This window comes from Cypionkella aquatica, assembly GCF_030161095.1.
Lineage (GTDB): Bacteria > Pseudomonadota > Alphaproteobacteria > Rhodobacterales > Rhodobacteraceae > Cypionkella > Cypionkella aquatica.
Genome location: NZ_BSPP01000007.1, coordinates 455386 through 475894 on the forward strand (window position 1 = coordinate 455386; position 20509 = coordinate 475894).

Below are 20509 nucleotides of genomic sequence, written 5' to 3' on the forward strand. Positions count from 1 at the left end.
AACATGAGCGGAAACGGACGTATCGCGCTGGTCACTGGCGCAAGCCGCGGCATCGGCAAGGCAATTGCATTGGGGCTGGCCACACGCGGCTTTGATCTGGTGTTGAACGATATCGCAGCGCAGGCCGCAACACTGCAGGAAACAGCGGCTGAGGCGCGCACGCATGGCGGGCGCGTGATCGCTTTGCATGCCGATGTCTCGAACAAGGCGCAGGTTCAGGCGATGGTTGCGGATGCGGTGGCGCAGATGGGCACCATTCACGCCGTGGTCAACAATGCGGGCATCCTGCGGGCCTCGGATGTCGAAAACTGCCCCGAGGATTATTGGGACAGCGTGATGGCGATCAATGCCAAGGGCACGTTCCTTGTGGTGCAGGCGGTTTTGCCGATCATGAAGGCGCAAAGCTATGGCCGGATCTGCAATATCTCGTCCATCGGTGGCAAACATGGCGCGCCCGAGCAGGCACATTACTCGGCCTCAAAGGCGGCCGTGATGGGGTTCACGCGGGTGCTCGCGCAAGAAGTCGGGCCTTTGGGCATCACCGCGAACTGCATCTGCCCCGGCATCATCCTGACCGATATGGGGCGGGTCAATCTGGAAGATGCGGCGATCCGCGATGCGTGGAAAGCCAAGACTGCAATGGCCCGCATTGGCGCACCCGAAGATGTGGCGGGCCCGGTGGCGTTTTTCTGCTCAGACGACAGCGCGTTTGTGACCGGCCAGACGCTGAACGTCGATGGCGGGATTGTGCTGTCGTGATAACAGGCGGTTCTGCGCAGCCGCATCTCGCTGCGTAGAACCGTCGCAAGCCCACATCTGCACGCAGGCTGAGCGTGATCAGCCCTGTGAAAGCGTGGCGCGCCGCCAGAAAGAGCGCGCACGCTGCTTCCGCGCCAAGATTTTGCAGCGTTGGTCGCACCAAGTTTTGCGATCTTGCGTGACATGATGTGCTGCACCAGCCGCTAAACGACCAAGGTTTTTCTAACACGCATATTGATGCGTCCGCTTGGGCGACAAGGCTGGTCTGGTGGGTCGCAAAAGGCTTCGCGGACGCCCGAAACACGACCCACAGAGCTGTCTAACTTTTGGCGTGGCTATTCACGGGTTTTTTTCATAGCACTGCATCAACGCGATGGCGCTATGTCAGTCATGGCCCAAGAGTATTTGCAGCAGGCAGCCCGAATGACAGACCTTTCCGCCTTTGGCCCCGACTTTCCCTTTGCATACGACCGGTGGTTGACCCATTCCGCAGGTCTGGGCCAAATTCCCGCAAACCGCCACGGAGAAAGCGTTGCCATCATTGGCGCGGGGGCGGCGGGCGTCACGGCTGGGCACGAACTGATGAAGCTGGGCTTGCGCCCGATCCTGTATGAATCGGGCAAATTCGGTGGCCGCCTGCGTTCCGAGATATTTGAAAGCACCGAGGACGTTATCGCCGAGCTGGGCGGGATGCGCTTTCCGGTTTCTTCTAAAGCCTTTTATCACTACGTCGATCTCGTCGGCTGCGAAAGTGCGCCCTTTCCCAATCCACTGACCGAGGCCGCAGGCTCTACCGTCATTGATCTGGAGGGGGAAACGCTGTTCGCCCGCACGCTTGCAGATCTGCCAGAACTCTACCGCGAGGTCGCGCAGGCCTATGATGCGGCGCTGCAAGAGGGCGCGCGCTTTTCCGATCTGCAAGCCGCGATGAAGGCAAAGGATGCCAAGCGGGTCAAGGAAATCTGGGATCCGCTGGTGGCGGCTTGGGACGAGCGGACCTTCTATGATTTCATCACCTCTTCCAAATCCTTTGGGGCGCTGTCGTTTCGCCACCGTGAGGTCTTTGGTCAGGTTGGTTTTGGCACTGGCGGCTGGGACAGCGATTTTCCGAATTCGATGCTGGAAATCCTGCGCGTCAATCTCTGCGGGCTGGACGACAATCAGCGCTACATCAAGGGCGGGGTCGAGACGGTTTTGCAACGGCTGTGGCGGCAATCCGCCGCGTGCGCTCATTGGCCTGACAGCACAACGCTGGCCGGGCTGAACGGTGGGGCGACCCGGGCGCGCGCGGTCAAGATCGCCCGTGATGCTTCGGGTGCGATTGCTGTGACCGATTGCTGGGGGCGCAAGGATCTATACGAAGCTGTGCTGGTGACCTGTCAAAGCCACCTGCTGACCACCTCGATCGAGACGGACGAGGCCCTGTTCGCGCAGCCGTTGTGGATGGCGCTTGACCGCACGCGATATATGCAAGCGGCCAAGACCTTCGTCATGGTGGATCGCCCGTTCTGGAACGACATAAACCCCGCGACCGGTCGCCCGCTTTTGTCGATGACGCTGACCGACCGCATCACGCGCGGCACCTATTTCTTCGACAACGGCCCCGACAGGCCCGCCGTGATCTGCCTATCCTACAGCTGGATGACGGATGCGCTGAAGGTGCTGCCGCATGGTGCGGAAAAGCGGGTCGAGTTGGCGCTTTCGGCGCTTGGCCAGACCTATCCAAACGTCGACATCGCCAGCCATATCCGCGGCAATCCGATCTGCGTCAGTTGGGAGGCGGACGAGAATTTCTTGGGCGCGTTCAAGGGCGCGCTGCCCGGCCATTACCGCTACAATCACCGCATGTATGGGCATTTCATCCAAGATGACCTTCCAGTGCAGCAACGCGGCATCTTCCTTGCTGGCGATGGTATCAGTTGGACGCCGGCGTGGGTCGAGGGCGCAGTACAGACGGCGCTGAATGCTGTCTGGGGGATCATGCACCATTTTGGCGGCACTTCTTCGGCAGAAAACCGTGGCCCCGGCGATGTCTATGCAGATCTGGGCCCCATTTCACTGGATTAAGGTCAGGGCTTCGGTAACCGGCTCCATGCTGTCAAAGACGTTGCCAGCGGGCATGGTGATCATTGAGACCAGCAAAGGATCTGACGGATGAATGAACAAGACAAGCGGCCTGTTGCTTTGATCGCAGGCGGGGCTGGCGGCATGGGGCGTGCGATCTGCGCGACATTTGCACGGCAGGGCTATCGGGTGGCGATCGCGGATCTGGCCTCAACCGCGCTTGATCAAGCTGTTCTTGGGCTTGGCACTGACAGCCAGAGTGCGCTTGCGGTGTCGCTCAATCTGCGGCAGCCGGGGTCTTGTGAAGGTGCGGTCTCGCAAGTGATCGCTTGGGCGGGCAGGGTGGATGTGTTGGTCAATGCTGCAGGTGTCTGGCGCGAAGGCGATGCGGCCAGCGTGACAGAAGCCGATTGGGATCTGGTGATGGATGTGAACCTGAAGGGCGCGTTCTTTCTGATCCAAGCGGTTTTGCCGCATCTGCAAGCGGGCGCGTCTATTGTTAACATTGCCTCGGATGCGGGCTTGGTTGGCAATGCGGGTGCGGCACTTTATTGCGCCTCGAAAGGTGGGCTGGTGCTGTTGACAAAAGCGCTTGCGCTGGAACTGGCACCGCGGCAAATCCGGGTGAACGCAGTCTGTCCCGGCGATGTGGCAACGCCGATGATCGAATTTCAGGCCCAACAATACGGCATGGGCGATCCTGACGGCTACAAGCGCAGATTGCTCGCGCATTATCCGCAGGGTGCAGCGGCGCGGTTCCTTACAGCCGAGGAGGTGGCACAGTTTGTGGCATATCTTTGTGCGCCGGAAGCGGCCCCTATCACGGGTGCAGCGCTGTCGATGGATTTTGGCGTCACGGCGGGGTATTGAGTGATGTCTGCGGATCTGATGACAGCAGTGATCACCGGGGCTGGGGCTTTGGACGGCATCGGGATGGCTTGCGCGCGTGGATTTGCCGCCGAGGGCTTTGAGGTGCATCTGGTGGCAACCAGCGACAGAATCCTTGATCGCGCGGCTGAATTGCGGACCGAGGGATACCGCGCCACCGGGCATCTCTGTGACTTGACCGATGGCGCAGCGGTGTTGCGGCTGCGCCAAGCCACCGGGCCTGCAACGGTTCTGGTGAACAACGCCGGAATGGGCAGTCAAGGCCAGCCAGCTTTGCAGCGATTGTTCGTCGATCTTGCGGAGGCAGACTGGGATCGCGGCATTTCCGTTACCCTCAAGACGGCCTTCCTTGCCACCCGCGCCTATCTGCCCGATATGATCACTGCTGGCTATGGCCGTGTGGTGAACGTGGCTTCTGTGACCGGCCCCTGTGTGACCAATCCGGGCGAAAGCGCCTATTCAGCGGCGAAGGCGGGCATGGTTGGGCTGACAAAGGCTTTGGCGCTGGAGGCGGGGCCTTATGGGGTGACGGTCAATGCGGTGGCGCCCGGATGGATCGAAACCGGAGCTTCCACCGATGACGAGCGGCGGGCGGCAACGGCGACGCCCTGCGGTCGCGCGGGTCGACCCGATGAAGTTGCAGCGGCGGTGGTATTTCTGGCATCGGCCAAGGCGAGCTACATCAATGGTGCCATGCTGGTGGTCGATGGCGGCAACATCCTGCAAGAGCGCAAGGCCTGAACGGTGCTGGTGCATATTTTCTAGGCATAGAGGCTGATTTCGCGAGGCGGCAATCGGTTCGGTCGGCCAGTGCGCTTGCCGGGGGCTTCTGGGCCGTTGTAAGATAACTGACAAAGATGCAGCAATCGAGGTAAGGGTGCGATGCTGACGACCAAACCGCTGCGGTCAAAGAAAAAGATGGCCGAACAGGTCCGCGATGCGGTCAGCGACTATATCCGCGAACACGGGCTGAAAGCCGGCGATCGCATCCCTACCGAGGCAGAGTTGTGTGCGGCGTTTGGCCTGTCGCGTCCTTCTGTGCGTGAGGCATTGCGGCTTTTGGAACAGGAACGGCTTGTCGTCACCGTGCATGGGCGCGGGCGTTTTGTTACGGCGGTTGCGGCCTTGAATGTGGCGCGTCCGATTTCGGTGTTTGAAAGCATCACCAAGATGTTGGCGGCACTGGGCTATGCGGCCAACACGTTGTTGCTGGCCCCCCGATAGCTGGGCTGGGTATTTCATGGCATGTTCCGGGATGCGCACTTTCAAGAGGTAATGCATCGCCCGGTCGCGCGCCTCTGGCGCAGACAAGCCGCGCACCAAGCGCAAAGGCAGGGCGCAATTTTCCAACACGGTCAGATGCGGAAAAAAGTTGAACTGCTGGAACACCGTACCGACCTTGCGGCGGATCTTCTCAACCACCTGCTGATCATGGTTCAGCGTGATGCCCGCCACGTTGATCCCCCCATGCTGGAAGCCTTCCAAGGCGTTGATCGTGCGGATCAGCGTCGATTTACCCGATCCAGAGCGGCCGCAAATTACCAGCCGCTCGCCCTGCGCGATTGTGAGGTTTATCTCATGCAACACTTGCAGGCTGCCCGAGCGAGTTTGCTACCCTCTGATAATCACTTAGAGAATACCAAGATAATCCACAAAGAAGCCTTGAGAATTTGACGCTGCGAAGTCGCAGCTTCCGAGTCAGAGCGCAGCACGTTTGCAACATGACTATCCCGCAGACTGCGAAGCGGACTGGCCTGCAAGGTCGGCGAAGCCGGGTGGCCATGCAAGTTCGCAGCGCACCGTGCCCGCGGACCTTTTCACACGCGGCGACGTAATAGGGGGGCGTGGAAAGGCCGTGCGGGGTTTGACCGCTATATGCCTCGTGCCATTGGCGCGCTGTAGGGGCCGCTTTTGTGGGCTTGGATAACCTTGCAGGCAGGCAACGCGAACGACAAGGGTTTGCTATTGTTTCCGCAAAGTGCGAACCGCAAATCTAACCACATACTACGAACCGAAAATTCACGGATCGAGCTTACTTTACATTTAGACTGTGGGAAAAGTTTTCCAAATCTCCGCCTAAATATCTGACATTTCAGATAAAGGCGGATGATTTGGCTCCGGCGGTAGGGATCGAACCTACGGCCAAGCGATTAACAGTCGCTTGCTCTACCGCTGAGCTACGCCGGAACACGAGGGGTCTATAGCAAGGGTGTTTGGGGGCGGCAAGGGGGGTGCGTGAAGAAAAATGCAGCTTGGCTCAGATCAGGTGAAAAAATGCGTCTGGGGCGATAGTCTGGGGGGTGGTCACAAGTTTTCTTTCATGCAGATCAATAAGATGCGCAAGAATGTTGCGCGCGGCAGCGCCCAGCAACGCGGGCGGCGTATCGGTATAGAGCTGGGCCGCAAGCCCATCGGGGCAGGCGGGGGCTTTGGCAAGGGCGGCAAGAATGGCTGCTTCGCGGGCGCGGCGATGGCGTGTCAGTTCCAACAGCCGCGCGGCGGGGTCGACGATGATCTCGCCATGGCCGGGGTAGAAATGCTGCCAGTCACGGGCGGCCAGTTTCGCCAACGATTCCATATACTGCCCCATATCGCCATCGGGCGGCGAGATCAGGCTGCTTGACCAGCCCATCACATGATCGCCGCTGAATAACGTCTCAGCCAGTGCAAAGCACAGATGCGCGCCCATGTGGCCGGGGGTGTGGATCGCCTCGATTTGCAAGCCGGCAAGCTGCAGGATCTCGCCATCCTTCACCGCCACGTCGGGAATGAAATCGGCATCAACGCCCTCGCCGCCACCGGTCAGCCCGGCGTCAACCAGCCTTTGCATCGGCATGCTGCGCCCGGCATCGGCTGCACCAAAGCCATAGCTGCGTGCGCCGGTTGCCGCCTGCAGCGCGGGCAGACCTGCCGAGTGATCCAGATGCGGATGGCTGAGAAGAACTGCTCGCAAGGGCGCATTGCCCAGAACAACCAGCAGGCCGGCCAGATGATCGGGCAGGGCAGGGCCGGGGTCGATCAGCACCGCGCCATCTGGACCAAGCAGGACATAGCTGTTGGTGCCGCTGCCTGTCATCGGGCTGGGGTTTCCCGCGCGCAGCCGCCACACACCGCCCGCGATCTGTTCTGCGCCCATTTGCATGCTGGCCTTCCCATCTTGCTGCGGCCCGGCTAATCTTGCGCCTATGCAGCGCCGCCTCAAGCCCTTTCTGCCCCGCAGCCTGTTTGGCCGTGCAGCCCTTATTCTGGTGCTGCCCGTTGTGGTGGTGCAACTGATCGTGTCGATCGCCTTCATTCAGCGGCATTTCGACGGCGTCACCCGGCAGATGACTGGCGGCGTCACGATCGAGCTGCGCTATCTGCGCGCGCGCATGGAGGCGGTGTCCGATGCCGGTCAGGCGCAGGCAGTGGCCTATGATCTGGCGCGCGGCTTGGATCTGGGTCTGACCTTCCCGCTGGCCGAAGCTGACATTAGGCAAACCGACAGCCGGGAATGGTTCGATTATGCCGGGCGCGCCATCACCGCGACACTGTACGAGCGGCTTTCTGGCGTGCGCGCGGTGGATCTGACCAGCAATCCCTTGGTGGTACAGGTCTATATGAACACCAACAAGGGCCCGTTGCGCATTGAGATCAAACGATCGCGCCTGTCTGCCAGCAACCCGCATCAATTGCTGGTCTGGATGGTGTTCACCTCGGCCTTGATGACCTTCATCGCCTATATTTTCCTGCGCAACCAACTCAGCCCGATCACCCGCCTCGCCCGTGCCGCCGAAGCGTTCGGCAAGGGCCAGACCATGCCCTACAGCCCGCGTGGCGCAACCGAAGTTCGCGCGGCGGGCAACGCGTTTTTGAACATGCGCGCCCGGATCGAGCGTCAGATCGAATCGCGCACCCAGATGCTGTCGGGCGTCAGCCACGATCTGCGCACGCCGCTCACCCGGTTGAAACTTGGCCTTTCGTTCCTGCCCGAAGATGACGACACCCGTGCCTTGCAGCAAGACGTCGCGGATATGGAGCGTTTGGTGGATGAGTTTTTGTCCTTCGCGCGCGGCGATGCGATGGAGGAACCCGAATCTGTCAATCTGACCGCGCTGATGCACCATATTGTCGAGAACGCCCGCCGCATGGGCCAGCCGGTGACACTTGCTCCCGATAGTTCCCAACCCGGTGACGCACTGGAAACCGCCAAGCTGCGGCCGCAGGCGATCACCCGCGCCTTGGAAAACCTGATCGGCAATGCCGTGCGCCATGCGGCACAGGTCGAGGTCAGCCTGCAACGCTCGGACCGGGTATTGCGCTTTATCGTTGAAGACGACGGCCCCGGTATCGCCAAAGACCGCCGCGATGAGGCACTGGAGCCGTTCAAGCGGCTTGACCCAGCCCGCAACCCCAACAAAGGCGGCGGCGTGGGTTTGGGGCTGTCGATTGCCTCGGACATTGCCCGCAGCCATGGCGGCGCGTTGCGCTTGGGCGAAAGCGAACGCTTGGGCGGTTTGCGCGCAGAAATCAGCGTCGCGCGCTAAGCAACCGCCCCATTCCGGCGCAAACGATCTGCTGCCGCCCCGTTGAAACCCGGCTTGCGCTGCCCTATCTGCCAAGCGCGGCCAGAAACGGACAGGCACGCGCAGAAACGGGCGACAGCAGCGCATCCAGAGCCGCCGCCGCCCTCGCGTATCCGCCAAATTTTCAGCACAGCTTTGCTAAAGATCACCACTATCCCGCGCCGATTGTTTCAATGCGCCCGCCCGCCCTTGCACCCCCCGGCGCGCAACACTAAGACTCTGGAAAGCATCAGGCGATTACACAAGTTCCACGGACCAACAGGCAGGTTTTTCATGCGCGATCCAGTTGACCACTATATGAATACTCTTGTGCCGATGGTGGTCGAACAGACCAGCCGCGGCGAACGCGCCTACGACATTTTCAGCCGTATGCTGAAAGAGCGCATCATTTTCCTTGCAGGCCCAGTGCATGACGGGATGTCGTCGCTGATCTGCGCCCAGCTTCTGTTCCTTGAGGCCGAGAACCCCTCCAAGGAAATTTCTATGTATATCAACAGCCCCGGCGGCGTTGTCACCTCGGGCCTGTCGATTTACGACACGATGCAATACATCCGCCCCAAGGTTTCGACCCTGGTGATCGGTCAAGCCGCCTCGATGGGCTCGCTGCTGCTGACGGCTGGCGAAAAGGGCATGCGCTTCTCGCTTCCGAACTCCCGCGTGATGGTGCACCAACCTTCTGGCGGGTATCAGGGGCAGGCGACCGACATCATGATTCACGCGCGTGAGACCGAAAAGCTCAAGCGCCGCTTGAACGAGATTTACGAAAAGCACACCGGCAACAGCTACGAAGCCGTGGAAGCCGCGCTAGAGCGTGACAATTTCAAATCCGCCGAAGAAGCCAAGGAATGGGGCCTCATCGACGAGATTCTCGAAAGCCGTGGCAAGGTAGACGAAGTAAAGTAAGCCCGTCGCCCCCGGCCAAAACCGGGGGCAATTTCGACCCGCCCGCATCGGGTGGCACTTTCGCATTGTGGAGGTTTGGGCCTTGGCCTACACTTCCCTGACATACCCTCCAAGAACGCAGGGCAGAGGATACTCATGGCGAACAATTCCGGCAGCGACAGCAAGAACACGCTCTATTGTTCCTTCTGCGGCAAAAGCCAGCACGAGGTGCGCAAGCTGATCGCCGGCCCGACCGTTTTCATCTGTGATGAATGTGTCGAGCTGTGCATGGACATCATCCGCGAAGAAACCAAGACCACCGGGCTGAAAACCACCGATGGCGTGCCAACGCCGCGTGATATCTGCAAGGTGCTGGATGATTACGTCATCGGCCAGATCCACGCCAAGCGCGTGCTGTCGGTCGCGGTGCACAACCACTACAAGCGTCTGAACCACGCCAGCAAAACCGACATTGAACTGTCGAAATCCAACATCCTGCTGATTGGCCCGACGGGTTGCGGCAAGACGCTGCTGGCGCAGACCTTGGCCCGTATTCTCGACGTGCCATTCACCATGGCCGATGCGACGACGCTGACCGAGGCTGGCTATGTCGGCGAAGATGTTGAAAACATCATCCTGAAATTGCTGCAAGCGTCCGAATATAACGTCGAACGCGCACAGCGCGGCATCGTCTATATCGACGAGGTCGACAAGATCACCCGCAAGTCTGACAACCCCTCGATCACCCGCGACGTGTCGGGCGAAGGCGTGCAGCAGGCTTTGCTGAAGATCATGGAAGGCACCGTTGCATCGGTTCCGCCGCAAGGTGGCCGCAAGCATCCGCAGCAGGAATTCCTGCAAGTCGACACCACCAACATCCTGTTCATCTGCGGCGGGGCGTTCTCGGGGCTTGAGAAGATCATCGCGCAACGCGGCAAAGGCTCGGCTATCGGCTTTGGTGCTGCGGTGAAAGACCCGGAAGAACGTGGTGCTGGCGAGTTGTTCCAAGAGTTGGAGCCGGAAGATCTGCTGAAATTCGGTCTGATCCCGGAGTTTGTCGGCCGTCTGCCGGTGATTGCCACTCTGACCGATCTCGACGAATCCGCGTTGATCACAATTTTGACCGAGCCGAAGAACGCTTTGGTCAAGCAATACCAGCGCCTGTTCGACATCGAAGGCACCAAGCTGACTTTCACGCCCGACGCTTTGACCGCCATCGCCAAACGCGCGATCAAGCGCAAAACCGGCGCGCGCGGCTTGCGCTCGATCATGGAAGGTATCTTGCTGAACACCATGTTCGAACTGCCCGGCATGGACGACGTTGAAGAAGTCGTGGTCAACGAAGAGGCCGTCAACAACGGTGCGGCCCCCTTGTTGGTCCACACTGAAGCCAAGAAAAAAGAGCCTGCGACTGCGGGCTAAACCAAAGCCACGCCGCCCCGGACTTGATCCGGGGCCTCTTGCAAGACCAGAAAGCCCCGGCCAAGTGTCGGGGCTTTTGCTTTTTTGACTGGATGAACAGGCACAACGGGGCTCGTCTTTGCCCGATTTGTCCGGCGACAAATCGGGCCGCGCCTGCGTGCCCGTAGGCAGGCGCGTTGCCGCGCCCGCCCAGTCAGGCGCGCCCCGATTTTGAGAGCGACTGCTTGCTGCCCTGCTCCACTTGCTCCACGGCGTTCCGCCTTATGAGCAACTCACTGAAGAACTCTGCCCCGCAGAGTTTTTGCCCGGTTCGCGGGCAACCCTGAAACCAAGCGCAGAATGTGCGGTGTAATCCCCGCCACACTCCGCCGCCCCGGACTTGATCCGGGGCCTTAGGCGACCACCAAGAGGCCCCGGATCAAGTCCGGGGCGCCGTGGAGATGAAACCCGGCCTTTCCCCATTGCAAGCCCTCCCGATCTGCCCAATCATTGCCCCATGAACCGCGCTGATCTCCTCCCCGAACCCGATCTGCCAAACGGCGCTGACCTTCTGGCCGAGGGCCGCGCGCTCGCAAGCCTCTGGCAAACCGGCCCCTCGGCCTTTCTGACCCATTACGACACCGCCTCTGAACTCGAATACAAACGGCAGGCGATGGCGCAGGGCCGGGTGATGCAGCACGCGCAGATCGGTTACCGCGACCCCACTAAAAGCATCCGTGCCTACCACGATATCTGGGCCGCCTGCGATGCGGCAGGCATGCGGCTGGATCGCTATGGCCTCTGCCTCGATTGGTCGATGGCCTTACCCCGCGCCATCCGCGCCCGCGCCCAACGCGGCACGGGCATGATTCTGCCCACCATCGAGGATTTCATAACCCTCGCCAACGCCGCCCCCGTCGCCGCCCATTTCGGCGATTTCGTGCTGGGCTTTCCCGCCGCCTTGGAAAACACCCAAGCCGCCCTGACCGCAGGGGCGACCGCCATCGGCAACCTTGGCCAGTATTTCACCTTCCGCGTCCCCGGCCATGACGACGATATCGCGGCGACCAAAGCCACCGTCACAGCCCTCGGCCTGATCGCCGCCCAATCCCGCCCCGTGATGATCCATTCCAACATTGACGATGGCTTTGCCGCGCAATTCACCGATCTTGCCAACGCCTTGGGGATGATTCTGGTCGAGCGTGACATCGCCGCCCTGATCGGCGCCCCGATCGGCCACGCCTTTGGCCACCATTTCAGCGATCCACTCGCCCGCCTTGCCTTCCAACAGGCGCTTGCTGCCGAAGGCGCCGCCCCCGGTACGATGATCTACGGCAACACAACTTCCTATCGCGGCACGCCTGCGCAAAACTGGGCGGCGCTTTCCGCCTATCTGATGGTCGATGCCTTGGGCCAACAACGCGCCCCATCGGGTCACGCCATCAACCCGGTCCCCCTCACCGAAAACCAACGCATCCCCGAGGTCGACGAGGTCATCGAGGCGCAATTGTTCGCAGGTCGCCTGATCGAGATGGCGGGCAGCTGGCAGTCGATGATCGACCCCGCGGCCGTCGGCAGCCTAAGCCAAACCCTGCGCCACGGCGCGCATGTCTTCCGCAAAAACCTCTGGGCGGGGTTGACCGAGGCTGGCATCGACACCAGCGATGCCTTTGAATGTTTGCTAGCCCTGCGCCGCATGGGCGGGCGTCGTATCGAGGCCAGCTATGGCGCGGGCAAACTTGATCCGCGTGCGATGGGGGGCCGCACCCCCATCGTGCCCGCCACCATACTGTCCGAAATCGCCCATATGGCTGCAGCGGCCCTTGGTCCCAACCCTCCCAGCCTGCCCGATTTGAACATCCTCGTCGCCACATCCGACGTGCATGAACACGGCAAAATGCTGCTGGAAGAGATGCTGAACCAACTCGGCGCAACGGCCATCGACGGTGGCACCTCGACGGATCCCGACCGCATCATCGCGCAAACCATCGCAACCTCCCCTGACGCCATCGCCATTTCCACCTACAACGGCGTCGCACTCAGCTATTACCAAGCCCTGCGCGCGGGCCTTGACCGCCACGGCCTGACCACCCCCATCCTGATCGGCGGCCGCCTGAACCAGATCCCCGAAGGCTCCAACACCTCGCTGCCGCAAGACGTCGGTGACCAGCTTGCCGCCGAAGGCGCGCTGGTCTGCCGCGATGCCGCCGAACTTGTGCCGAACTTGCAGCAGATTGCAGCCCGTCGCCTGCGTGCCCCCTAGACCTTGCCGCGCCTTTCGGCCATATCACAACAAACCCCTGCGGAGGCTTCCATGTATTTCCTCAAGCGACTGCTGACCTGGTGGAACAGCCAAACCCTTGGCACCCAGATCTATACCGCCCGCAAGGGTCAAAAGGTTGGCGAGGATGAGCAGGGCAATATCTATTACCAAACCGCCGACACCAAGCGCCGCTGGGTGATCTACAACGGCGAATCCGAAGCGTCACGGGTTTCCCCCGATTGGCACGGCTGGCTGCATTTCACCTGGGATCAACCGCCGACCAAAGCTCCGCTGAAACATAAACCGTGGGAGCAGCCGCATCAGGAAAACCTGACCGGCACCGCCGCCGCCTATGCGCCGCCCGGCTCGATCCGCGCCACCGCCCCAGCCAAGCGCAGCGATTATGAGGCGTGGCAGCCCGAATGATCTGCGAGCAGCAATAATGTCCGAAAATCGCGCAGAAATACTGGCCGGAGCCGCCGTGCTTGCAGCCGCTATAGGCTTTCTGGTCTATGCCACCGGTGGCTCTGGCCTGTCCGCCGCCGCTGGCACTTATCCATTGAAAGCCTCATTCCGTTCGGTCGATGGCATCACGCCGGGATCAGACGTTCGCCTTGCGGGCGTCAAAGTCGGCAGTATCACTGCGCTGACGCTGAACCCCGAGACGTTCTTTGCCGATGCCAGCATTGCCATTGACAGCAAGATTCAATTGCCGACTGATACCGCCATTCTGATCTCATCCGAAGGCCTGCTTGGCGGAAATTTTGTCGAGCTGGTGCCGGGCGGTGCGCCCGATATTCTGGCCCCGGGCGACGAGATTGAAGACACCCAAGGCTCGGTCAGCCTGATTTCACTGCTGATGAAATTCGTCTCGGGCGGATCGTCGGGCGACAAACCCGCAGCCCCGGCCACGCCATGAAACGGCTGGCGATGTGCCTTATGCTGCTGGCCAACACCGCCGCAGCGCAGGATGTCGCCGATGCGCCGGGGGCCAAGCTGCGCTTGCTGGATAAGCTGACTGGCAAAGTCACCGATCTTGATCTGTCCAGCGGCCAATCTGAAACCGTTGGCCGTCTGACCGTGCAAATGGACGCGTGCCGTTACGACCCTGAAAACCCCGCCGCCGAGGCGTTTGCGCATCTGACCATTCTGGATGCGATGCTGCCCGATCCGGTGTTCAACGGCTGGATGACGGCCTCCAGCCCGGCCCTGTCGGCGTTGGACAATGCCCGTTACGATGTTTGGGTGCTGCGTTGCGATGTGCCCGATGTGGTGCTGCCCGATGTGGGCGAGCCGCCCGAGGACACCCCGGGTGAGGGTCAGCCCGCCGAGGAAGATACCACCGATGATGGCAACGGCTGATACCCCACAGGGCTAAAGCTGGCGTCGCCTTGGTGTGCCAGTGCCAAGCGGCGTTGATATTCGGCGCGCGGAATTTCCACAGCGCCAAGTGATGCCAGATGATCGGTCAGAAACTGCGTGTCAAACAACTGGAACCCGCCCGCCCGCAGCCGATGCAAAAGATAGGCAAGGGCGGTTTTTGACGCATTGGTTTGCCGCGAAAACATGCTTTCGCCAAAGAAAGCCGCGCCCAGCGTGACACCATACACCCCGCCGATCAGCGCCTCGCCTTCCCAGACCTCAAGGCTATGCGCGTGCCCCATCTGGTGCAATGCGGTATAAAGCGCCGTGATCTCGGCATTGATCCAGGTTTCCGCCCGATCCGCACAGCCTGCGACCACCTCGGAAAATGCTTCATTGACGCTCACCCGATAGCTCGCCGTCAGGATATGCTTGGCCAAGCTGCGCGAGATATGAAACCCATCCAGCGGAAACACCCCGCGCCGCTTGGGATCAACCCAGTGGATTTCGGGATTGTCGCGGCTTTCGGCCATCGGGAAAATCCCCAAGCCATAAGCCCGCAGCAAAATCTCGGGGGTTAAACTTTGGTTCATAGGGCCACCTTTATCTCTCGCCCTGTCAAGCAAACAACCCGCCCGGAATCAAGGCGCTTTAGCGCCGCCTTCCCAAGCCGCCCCGGACTTGATCCGGGGCCTCTCCTCAGCCCAAGAGGCCCCGGATCAAGTCCGGGGCGGCTTGGCATTTGTGACGCACAGCGCGCCCATCCGGCGATCATGCACTGCCCTAAGACCGCGCCCAATCGTTAAAAATTCCTTAAAGCCGCACAGTCAAGCCATTGATTAAACGCAATAAAAAATGGTCCCGAGTTGGGACCAAAGAAAAGGGGCGCCCGAAAGCGCCCCTTTGATCTTATTGCCCGAAGGTGGCTTCCAGCCATTTCTCCAGCCAGTGGATGCCATAATCGCCATTCTGAATATCAGGCTCGGCCAGCAGCATATCAAACAGTGGCACCGTGGTCTCGACGCCGTCAATGATCAACTCACCCAACGCCCGCTTCAAGCGCGCCAAAGCCTCTGGCCGATCCCGACCATGCACGATCAGTTTGCCGATCAGGCTGTCATAATAAGGCGGGATCGAATAGCCGCCATACAAAGCCGAATCCATCCGCACACCCAAACCACCGGGCGCGTGGAACACCTTGACCTTGCCGGGGCGCGGCGCAAAATCGGGCAACCGTTCCGCGTTGATCCGCACCTCAATCGCGTGGCCGTTGATCTCCAGCTCTTCCTGAACCAGCGACATCTCCATGCCAGCCGCGACCCGGATCTGCTCGCGCACCAGATCGACGCCAAAAATCGCCTCGGTGACGGGATGTTCGACCTGCAAACGGGTGTTCATCTCGATGAAGAAGAACTCGCCGTTTTCATACAGAAACTCAATCGTTCCCGCGCCGATATAGTTGATCTTGGCGACCGCATCCGCACAGGTCTTGCCGATCTTGGCGCGCATCTCTGGCGTGATGCAGGGGCCGGGGGCTTCCTCGAACACCTTCTGATGGCGGCGCTGCAAGCTGCAATCCCGCTCACCCAGATGCACCGCACGGCCCTTGCCATCGCCGAACACCTGAATTTCAATGTGGCGCGGCTTTTGCAGGTATTTCTCGATATAGACTTCATCATTGCCAAACGCGGCCTTGGATTCCGACCGCGCAGTGCGGAAAGCGATCTCCAATTCCTCGGCGTTGCGGGCAACCTTCATGCCACGACCACCGCCACCAGCGGTCGCCTTGATGATCACCGGAAAGCCGATGCCTGCGGCCACACCAATCGCGGTCTCATAATCGGCCACACCACCATCCGAGCCCGGCACCACCGGAATCCCCAGGTCTTTCGCAGTGATCTTGGCGGTGATCTTGTCGCCCATGATGCGGATATGTTCCGCCTTGGGACCGATAAAGGTGATGCCGTGATCTTCCAACGCCTGCGCGAAAGCGGCGTTTTCCGACAGGAAACCATAACCCGGATGCACAGCCTGTGCCCCCGTGATCTCACACGCCGAGATGATCGCGGCTTTCGACAAATAGCTGTCGGTCGATGAGGCTGGACCGATACATACGCTTTCATCCGCCATCCGCACATGCATCGCATCAGCATCGGCGGTGGAGTGTACGGCGACCGATTTGATCCCCATCTCCTGGCAGGCGCGGATCACACGGAGGGCGATCTCACCCCGGTTGGCGATCAGGATTTTTTCAAACATCGGCTTACTCGATGATCATCAGCGGCGCGCCGTATTCGACAGAATTGCCGTCGGCGACAAGGATACGCTTCACTGTGCCAGCCTTTTGCGCCGGGATGTGGTTCATGGTTTTCATCGCCTCGATGATCAGAACGGTCTGACCCTCGGTTACAACCGAACCTACGCTGACAAAGGCCGCCGCACCGGGTTCAGCCGAAAGATAGGCCGTGCCGACCATTGGCGAGGTCAATGCGCCCGGATGCTGCGCCGGGTCTTCATGCGCCACCGCAGCAGCAGCAGGTGCTGCAGCACCAGCAACTGGCGCGGGCGCGTATTGCACCGCGGGTGCCGCTGCCGCGACTTGCACGATGTTGGCCTGCTTGACGACGCGCACTTCAAGGCTGTCATCCTCGCCGTATTCGCGTTTCACCGAAAGCTCGGTCAACTCGTTCTTGTTCAAAAGTTCGGCAAGGGCCGAGATAAACGCAACGTCTGCGTCGGAAGATTGTTTGCTCATGCCGTCCTCTTTTGGTCTTCTGGCGTCATTGCTGCGCGCTGGATGGGCCATATCCGCGCCTTGATCGGACACATATACATAAGCCAGCGCCTAGAAAAAAGGCCCAAGATTGGCTGCGGCTGGTTGAGGCGTAAAAAACTGCCCCCGGCAGGGTCGAGATAAAATTTACCATTTGATAAAAAAATAAAGCTGTGCCAGCCTGATTCTAACAACTTAGCCAAAGGGAGGCCCTGCCTTGTCCAATAGCCCGTTGACCCCCGGTGTGGTGGCCGCCCGACTGCCAGCCGGTGCCTATGCTGACAACTTTTCCGACGTGCAGCCGGTGTTTGATCGGCACGAGGCGCGGGTGGCAGCGGATCGCTGTTATTTCTGCCATGATGCGCCTTGCATGACGGCTTGCCCAACTTCGATCGACATTCCTCTGTTCATCCGCCAGATCGCCACGGGCACGCCGGATGCGGCGGCCAAGACGATCTTTGCCCAGAACATCCTTGGTGGCATGTGCGCGCGGGTCTGTCCAACCGAGCAGCTGTGCGAAGAGGTCTGCGTGCGCGAAGTGGCCGAAGGCAAGCCGGTGGAAATCGGTCGCCTGCAACGCTTTGCCACCGATACGCTGATGGGCAAGGGCGTGCATCCGTTCACGCGGGCGGCGGCTACGGGCAAAAAGGTGGCGGTGGTGGGCGCAGGGCCTGCCGGTCTGGCCTGCGCGCATCGACTGGCGTTGAAGGGGCATGAGGTCACGGTATTTGAACGCCGCGCCAAGCCCGGAGGTTTGAACGAATACGGCATTGCCACCTACAAAACGCCCGAGAATTTTGCCGCGCGCGAGGTGGAATGGTTGCTGAAAATCGGCGGTATCACGGTGAAAACCGGGGTCGAATTGGGCCGCGATGTGACGTTGGATCAGTTGCAGGCGGAGTATGACGCGGTGTTTCTGGGAGTTGGTCTGGCCGGGGTGAACGCGCTGCGCGCAAGCGGTGAAGATCTGGCAGGCGTGCGCAATGCCGTTGATTTCATTGCTGAACTGCGCCAGTCCGACAAACCTGCGGTCGCGGTGGGCCGCGATGTGGTGGTGATCGGCGGCGGCATGACGGCTGTGGATGCCGCCGTGCAATCGAAGCTGCTTGGCGCGAATTCGGTCACGATGGTCTATCGGCGCGGCAAGGACAAGATGAGCGCATCCGAGTATGAGCAGGACCATGCCACGCAAAGCGGCGTGCGGATCATCTATGGTGCGGCGCCGGTCAAGGTGCTGGGCACTTCGGCGGTCGAAGGCGTCGAGTTTGCCTATACTCACGACGGCCCGAATGGGCTTGAGATGGGCGAGACCTTTACCCTGAAGGCCGATCAGGTGTTCAAGGCGATTGGCCAGACGCTGACCGCGGCCCCGATTGCCAAAGATGGCGCTAAACTGGTGAAACAGCAGGGCAAGATCTGGGCTGGCGGTGATTGTGCGGCTGGCGGTGAAGATCTGACGGTAACTGCGGTGGCCGAGGGTCGCGATGCGGCGGAAGCCATTCATGCAAGCTTGATGGCGTAAGGGGAACATCATGGCAAATCTGACAACCAATTTCATCGGCATCAAATCCCCCAACCCTTTCTGGCTGGCTTCGGCCCCGCCGACCGACAAAGAGGTCAACGTGCGCCGCGCCTTTGAAGCAGGCTGGGGCGGCGTGGTCTGGAAAACTCTGGGTGCGGAAGGCCCGCCTGTCGTCAACGTCAACGGCCCGCGCTATGGCGCGATTTACGGCGCAGATCGGCGTTTGCTGGGGCTGAACAACATCGAGTTGATCACCGACCGCCCGTTGGAGGTGAACCTGCGTGAGATCAAATCGGTTAAGCGCGATTACAAAGACCGCGCGATGATCATCAGCCTGATGGTGCCGTGTGACGAGGATTCGTGGCGCGACATCCTCGGCCATCTGGAAGATACCGAGGCCGACGGGGTCGAGCTGAACTTCGGCTGCCCGCATGGCATGGCCGAGCGCGGCATGGGCGGCGCTGTGGGCCAAGTGCCGGAATATATCGAGATGGTGACGCGCTGGTGCAAGAAGCACACCCGGATGCCAGTGATCGTCAAGCTGACGCCGAACATCACCGACATCCGCAAACCCGCCGAGGCTGCCAAGCGTGGCGGGGCCGATGCGGTTTCCCTGATCAACACCATTAACTCGATCACTTCGGTCAACCTCGACAGCTTTGCGCCGGAACCCACCATTGACGGCAAAGGCACCCACGGCGGCTATTGCGGCCCGGCAGTCAAGCCGATTGCGTTGAACATGGTGGCCGAGATTGCGCGAAGCCGAGAAACCCACGGCCTGCCGATTTCGGGCATCGGCGGTATCACCACTTGGCGTGATGCGGCGGAATTCATGGCCCTTGGTGCGGGCAATGTGCAGGTTTGCACGGCGGCGATGACCTATGGCTTCAAGATCGTGCAGGAAATGATCTCGGGTCTGTCGGAATATATGGACGAAAAAGGCATGACCAATACGTCCGAGCTGGTTGGCCGCGCTGTTCCGAATGTCACCGATTGGCAATTCCTGAACCTGAACTATGTGACGAAAGCCCATATCAGCCAAGATGATTGCATCAAATGCGGTCGCTGCTATGCGGCTTGCGAAGACACCAGCCACCAAGCGATTGCGATGAGCCCGGATCGCACCTTTACCGTGAAGGACGACGAATGTGTCGCCTGCAACCTGTGCGTCAACGTCTGCCCGGTGGAAAACTGCATCACCATGATTGAACTGCCGAAAGGTGCCGTTGATGAACGCACGGGCCGCCCGGTCACCGGCTATGCCAACTGGACCAGCCACCCCAACAATCCCACGGCAACAGCCGCCGAATAGCGATCTGCCATAGGCGGCTGGGCCAGACTTTAGCTGCGCTTGTCGAGGGCCGTGGCATCATCCGCCACGGGCTTGGCTTGCGGTGCAGGCGGTGCTGCTTCGGGCGGCTCCGCCGGTGGCTCTGGACGCAGGGCCGAGATGTCACGCTCGTCCTGATAGGCGCGTTCGGCTTGATCAGACAGCAAGTGCGCGGGTGCAGGCGTTGTTTCGGCTTCGATCGGTTGGGCGGGCGGCTGTACTGTCAGCTCAGCGGGTGCGTCTGGTGGTGGGGCAACTGCTTTCGGCGTGGCTGAAGGTTCTGGCTCTGCTTGCGGCAGATCGTCCAGTAGCACGGCTCCGTCATTGAAATAGGGGATGCCATCAAGGCTGATGCCGTCCACCTCACGCATCCGCGGGATCAGAGAGGTGTCAGCATCCGACGCCCGCACCACCTCGGCCAAGCTGGCATGCACCGGCAACAAGCCCTTGAAAATAGCCTCACTGGCTGCGGGCGCTTGCACCGGGCGCAGCACAGCTTCGGCTGGCAGTTCAGCCGCGCCGCTGATCTGCGCGGCGTCTTGCAGCGCCGCGCCGTGGTTGCCGATCTCGGACGCGGGCAGCTGCCGGGTCAAGGGCTTTTGGGTCAGCGATTGGAATTGCGGCGCTGAGGGTGCCGCAAGTGACGAGATCAGTCCCATCCTTACACCTTTTGCAACAGTCGCCCCCGGTGCCAGCATAG

19 protein-coding genes, 1 tRNA gene and 1 pseudogene are annotated in these 20509 nt (G+C 60.7%); 14 read left to right on the forward strand and 7 right to left on the reverse strand.

Features of this window, described 5'->3' with window-relative positions:
• Positions 1-3: 3 nt before the first annotated feature.
• The 5 genes from QQJ98_RS10750 to QQJ98_RS10770 all read left to right on the forward strand — a co-directional run bounded on the left by QQJ98_RS10750 (position 4) and on the right by QQJ98_RS10770 (position 4935).
• Positions 4-759 (forward strand): SDR family NAD(P)-dependent oxidoreductase, encoded by a 756-nt coding sequence (locus QQJ98_RS10750; protein WP_284325335.1) that lies wholly within the window; start codon positions 4-6, stop codon positions 757-759.
• Positions 760-1182: 423 nt separating this feature from the next.
• Positions 1183-2826, forward strand: coding sequence for a flavin monoamine oxidase family protein (locus QQJ98_RS10755; protein WP_284325336.1), 1644 nt, complete (start codon positions 1183-1185; stop codon positions 2824-2826).
• Positions 2827-2913: 87 nt separating this feature from the next.
• Complete coding sequence (locus tag QQJ98_RS10760; RefSeq protein WP_284325337.1) at positions 2914-3693, forward strand: SDR family NAD(P)-dependent oxidoreductase; 780 nt, start codon at positions 2914-2916, stop codon at positions 3691-3693.
• Positions 3694-3696: 3 nt separating this feature from the next.
• A complete protein-coding gene (locus QQJ98_RS10765; protein WP_284325338.1) occupies positions 3697-4452 on the forward strand; it encodes an SDR family NAD(P)-dependent oxidoreductase in 756 nt (251 codons plus the stop codon).
• Between the two features lie 177 nt (positions 4453-4629).
• On the forward strand, positions 4630-4935 hold the full coding sequence (locus QQJ98_RS10770; protein WP_284325582.1) for a GntR family transcriptional regulator: 306 nt from the start codon (positions 4630-4632) through the stop codon (positions 4933-4935).
• Here QQJ98_RS10770 and QQJ98_RS10775 read toward each other — a convergent pair.
• The 3 genes and pseudogenes from QQJ98_RS10775 to QQJ98_RS10785 form a co-directional block, all read right to left on the reverse strand.
• Positions 4909-5304, reverse strand: a pseudogene (locus tag QQJ98_RS10775) (ATP-binding cassette domain-containing protein); the annotation flags it as partial. The gene QQJ98_RS10770 and the pseudogene QQJ98_RS10775 overlap by 27 nt on opposite strands.
• Before the next feature lie 519 nt (positions 5305-5823).
• A tRNA-Asn gene (locus QQJ98_RS10780) sits at positions 5824-5898 on the reverse strand.
• A gap of 70 nt (positions 5899-5968) precedes the next feature.
• Positions 5969-6853, reverse strand: a complete 885-nt coding sequence (locus tag QQJ98_RS10785; protein WP_284325339.1) for an MBL fold metallo-hydrolase — start codon at positions 6851-6853, stop codon at positions 5969-5971.
• Between the two features lie 43 nt (positions 6854-6896).
• Here QQJ98_RS10785 and QQJ98_RS10790 point away from each other — a divergent pair, with 43 nt between their 5' ends.
• From QQJ98_RS10790 to QQJ98_RS10820, 7 genes are all read left to right on the forward strand, one after another.
• The gene (locus tag QQJ98_RS10790; protein WP_284325340.1) at positions 6897-8237 is read left to right on the forward strand and encodes an ATP-binding protein; all 1341 of its coding nucleotides are present in this window, start codon (positions 6897-6899) and stop codon (positions 8235-8237) included.
• A gap of 312 nt (positions 8238-8549) precedes the next feature.
• A complete protein-coding gene (locus QQJ98_RS10795; RefSeq protein ID WP_284325341.1) occupies positions 8550-9179 on the forward strand; it encodes an ATP-dependent Clp protease proteolytic subunit in 630 nt (209 codons plus the stop codon).
• Positions 9180-9314: 135 nt separating this feature from the next.
• Entirely contained in the window at positions 9315-10580 is a 1266-nt protein-coding gene (gene clpX, locus QQJ98_RS10800) for an ATP-dependent Clp protease ATP-binding subunit ClpX (protein ID WP_284325342.1), read from the forward strand.
• Positions 10581-11076: 496 nt separating this feature from the next.
• Positions 11077-12822 (forward strand): hypothetical protein, encoded by a 1746-nt coding sequence (locus QQJ98_RS10805; RefSeq protein ID WP_284325343.1) that lies wholly within the window; start codon positions 11077-11079, stop codon positions 12820-12822.
• A gap of 51 nt (positions 12823-12873) precedes the next feature.
• Positions 12874-13248, forward strand: coding sequence for an NADH:ubiquinone oxidoreductase subunit NDUFA12 (locus QQJ98_RS10810; RefSeq protein ID WP_284325344.1), 375 nt, complete (start codon positions 12874-12876; stop codon positions 13246-13248).
• 16 nt (positions 13249-13264) lie between these two features.
• Positions 13265-13741, forward strand: a complete 477-nt coding sequence (mlaD, locus tag QQJ98_RS10815; RefSeq protein ID WP_284325345.1) for an outer membrane lipid asymmetry maintenance protein MlaD — start codon at positions 13265-13267, stop codon at positions 13739-13741.
• Positions 13738-14184: a DUF2155 domain-containing protein gene (locus QQJ98_RS10820; RefSeq protein WP_348523132.1), complete on the forward strand. Its 447-nt coding sequence runs from the start codon at positions 13738-13740 to the stop codon at positions 14182-14184. The genes mlaD and QQJ98_RS10820 overlap by 4 nt, the downstream gene beginning before the upstream one ends.
• Here the strand turns inward: QQJ98_RS10820 and aat are convergent.
• From aat to accB, 3 genes are all read right to left on the reverse strand, one after another.
• Positions 14142-14777 carry a leucyl/phenylalanyl-tRNA--protein transferase gene (gene aat, locus QQJ98_RS10825; RefSeq protein ID WP_284325346.1) on the reverse strand — a complete coding sequence of 212 codons (636 nt, stop codon included), beginning with the start codon at positions 14775-14777 and terminating at the stop codon, positions 14142-14144. The two genes, QQJ98_RS10820 and aat, sit on opposite strands and share 43 nt — an antisense overlap.
• A 316-nt stretch (positions 14778-15093) precedes the next feature.
• Positions 15094-16443 carry an acetyl-CoA carboxylase biotin carboxylase subunit gene (gene accC / locus QQJ98_RS10830; RefSeq protein WP_284325347.1) on the reverse strand — a complete coding sequence of 450 codons (1350 nt, stop codon included), beginning with the start codon at positions 16441-16443 and terminating at the stop codon, positions 15094-15096.
• Positions 16444-16447: 4 nt separating this feature from the next.
• Positions 16448-16939, reverse strand: coding sequence for an acetyl-CoA carboxylase biotin carboxyl carrier protein (gene accB / locus QQJ98_RS10835; protein WP_284325348.1), 492 nt, complete (start codon positions 16937-16939; stop codon positions 16448-16450).
• 235 nt (positions 16940-17174) lie between these two features.
• Between accB and QQJ98_RS10840 the strand changes: the two genes are divergently transcribed.
• Together QQJ98_RS10840 and preA are read left to right on the forward strand one after the other, a co-directional pair.
• Complete coding sequence (locus QQJ98_RS10840; protein ID WP_284325349.1) at positions 17175-18479, forward strand: NAD(P)-dependent oxidoreductase; 1305 nt, start codon at positions 17175-17177, stop codon at positions 18477-18479.
• 10 nt (positions 18480-18489) lie between these two features.
• Positions 18490-19791, forward strand: a complete 1302-nt coding sequence (gene preA, locus QQJ98_RS10845; RefSeq protein WP_284325350.1) for an NAD-dependent dihydropyrimidine dehydrogenase subunit PreA — start codon at positions 18490-18492, stop codon at positions 19789-19791.
• Positions 19792-19820: 29 nt separating this feature from the next.
• Here preA and QQJ98_RS10850 read toward each other — a convergent pair whose 3' ends face one another.
• Positions 19821-20468 carry a hypothetical protein gene (locus QQJ98_RS10850; RefSeq protein ID WP_284325351.1) on the reverse strand — a complete coding sequence of 216 codons (648 nt, stop codon included), beginning with the start codon at positions 20466-20468 and terminating at the stop codon, positions 19821-19823.
• Positions 20469-20509 lie beyond the last annotated feature (41 nt).

Excerpts from the sequence above, each read along its gene's own strand:
- QQJ98_RS10750 (WP_284325335.1), top strand. The coding sequence starts at position 4 with ATGAGCGGAAACGGACGTATCGCGCTGGTCACTGGCGCAAGCCGCGGC.
- QQJ98_RS10755 (WP_284325336.1), top strand. The coding sequence starts at position 1,183 with ATGACAGACCTTTCCGCCTTTGGCCCCGACTTTCCCTTTGCATACGAC.
- QQJ98_RS10760 (WP_284325337.1), top strand. The coding sequence starts at position 2,914 with ATGAATGAACAAGACAAGCGGCCTGTTGCTTTGATCGCAGGCGGGGCT.
- QQJ98_RS10765 (WP_284325338.1), top strand. The coding sequence starts at position 3,697 with ATGTCTGCGGATCTGATGACAGCAGTGATCACCGGGGCTGGGGCTTTG.
- QQJ98_RS10770 (WP_284325582.1), top strand. The coding sequence starts at position 4,630 with ATGGCCGAACAGGTCCGCGATGCGGTCAGCGACTATATCCGCGAACAC.
- QQJ98_RS10785 (WP_284325339.1), bottom strand. The coding sequence starts at position 6,853 with ATGCAAATGGGCGCAGAACAGATCGCGGGCGGTGTGTGGCGGCTGCGC.
- QQJ98_RS10790 (WP_284325340.1), top strand. The coding sequence starts at position 6,897 with ATGCAGCGCCGCCTCAAGCCCTTTCTGCCCCGCAGCCTGTTTGGCCGT.
- QQJ98_RS10795 (WP_284325341.1), top strand. The coding sequence starts at position 8,550 with ATGCGCGATCCAGTTGACCACTATATGAATACTCTTGTGCCGATGGTG.
- clpX (WP_284325342.1), top strand. The coding sequence starts at position 9,315 with ATGGCGAACAATTCCGGCAGCGACAGCAAGAACACGCTCTATTGTTCC.
- QQJ98_RS10805 (WP_284325343.1), top strand. The coding sequence starts at position 11,077 with ATGAACCGCGCTGATCTCCTCCCCGAACCCGATCTGCCAAACGGCGCT.
- QQJ98_RS10810 (WP_284325344.1), top strand. The coding sequence starts at position 12,874 with ATGTATTTCCTCAAGCGACTGCTGACCTGGTGGAACAGCCAAACCCTT.
- mlaD (WP_284325345.1), top strand. The coding sequence starts at position 13,265 with ATGTCCGAAAATCGCGCAGAAATACTGGCCGGAGCCGCCGTGCTTGCA.
- QQJ98_RS10820 (WP_348523132.1), top strand. The coding sequence starts at position 13,738 with ATGAAACGGCTGGCGATGTGCCTTATGCTGCTGGCCAACACCGCCGCA.
- aat (WP_284325346.1), bottom strand. The coding sequence starts at position 14,777 with ATGAACCAAAGTTTAACCCCCGAGATTTTGCTGCGGGCTTATGGCTTG.
- accC (WP_284325347.1), bottom strand. The coding sequence starts at position 16,443 with ATGTTTGAAAAAATCCTGATCGCCAACCGGGGTGAGATCGCCCTCCGT.
- accB (WP_284325348.1), bottom strand. The coding sequence starts at position 16,939 with ATGAGCAAACAATCTTCCGACGCAGACGTTGCGTTTATCTCGGCCCTT.
- preA (WP_284325350.1), top strand. The coding sequence starts at position 18,490 with ATGGCAAATCTGACAACCAATTTCATCGGCATCAAATCCCCCAACCCT.
- QQJ98_RS10850 (WP_284325351.1), bottom strand. The coding sequence starts at position 20,468 with ATGGGACTGATCTCGTCACTTGCGGCACCCTCAGCGCCGCAATTCCAA.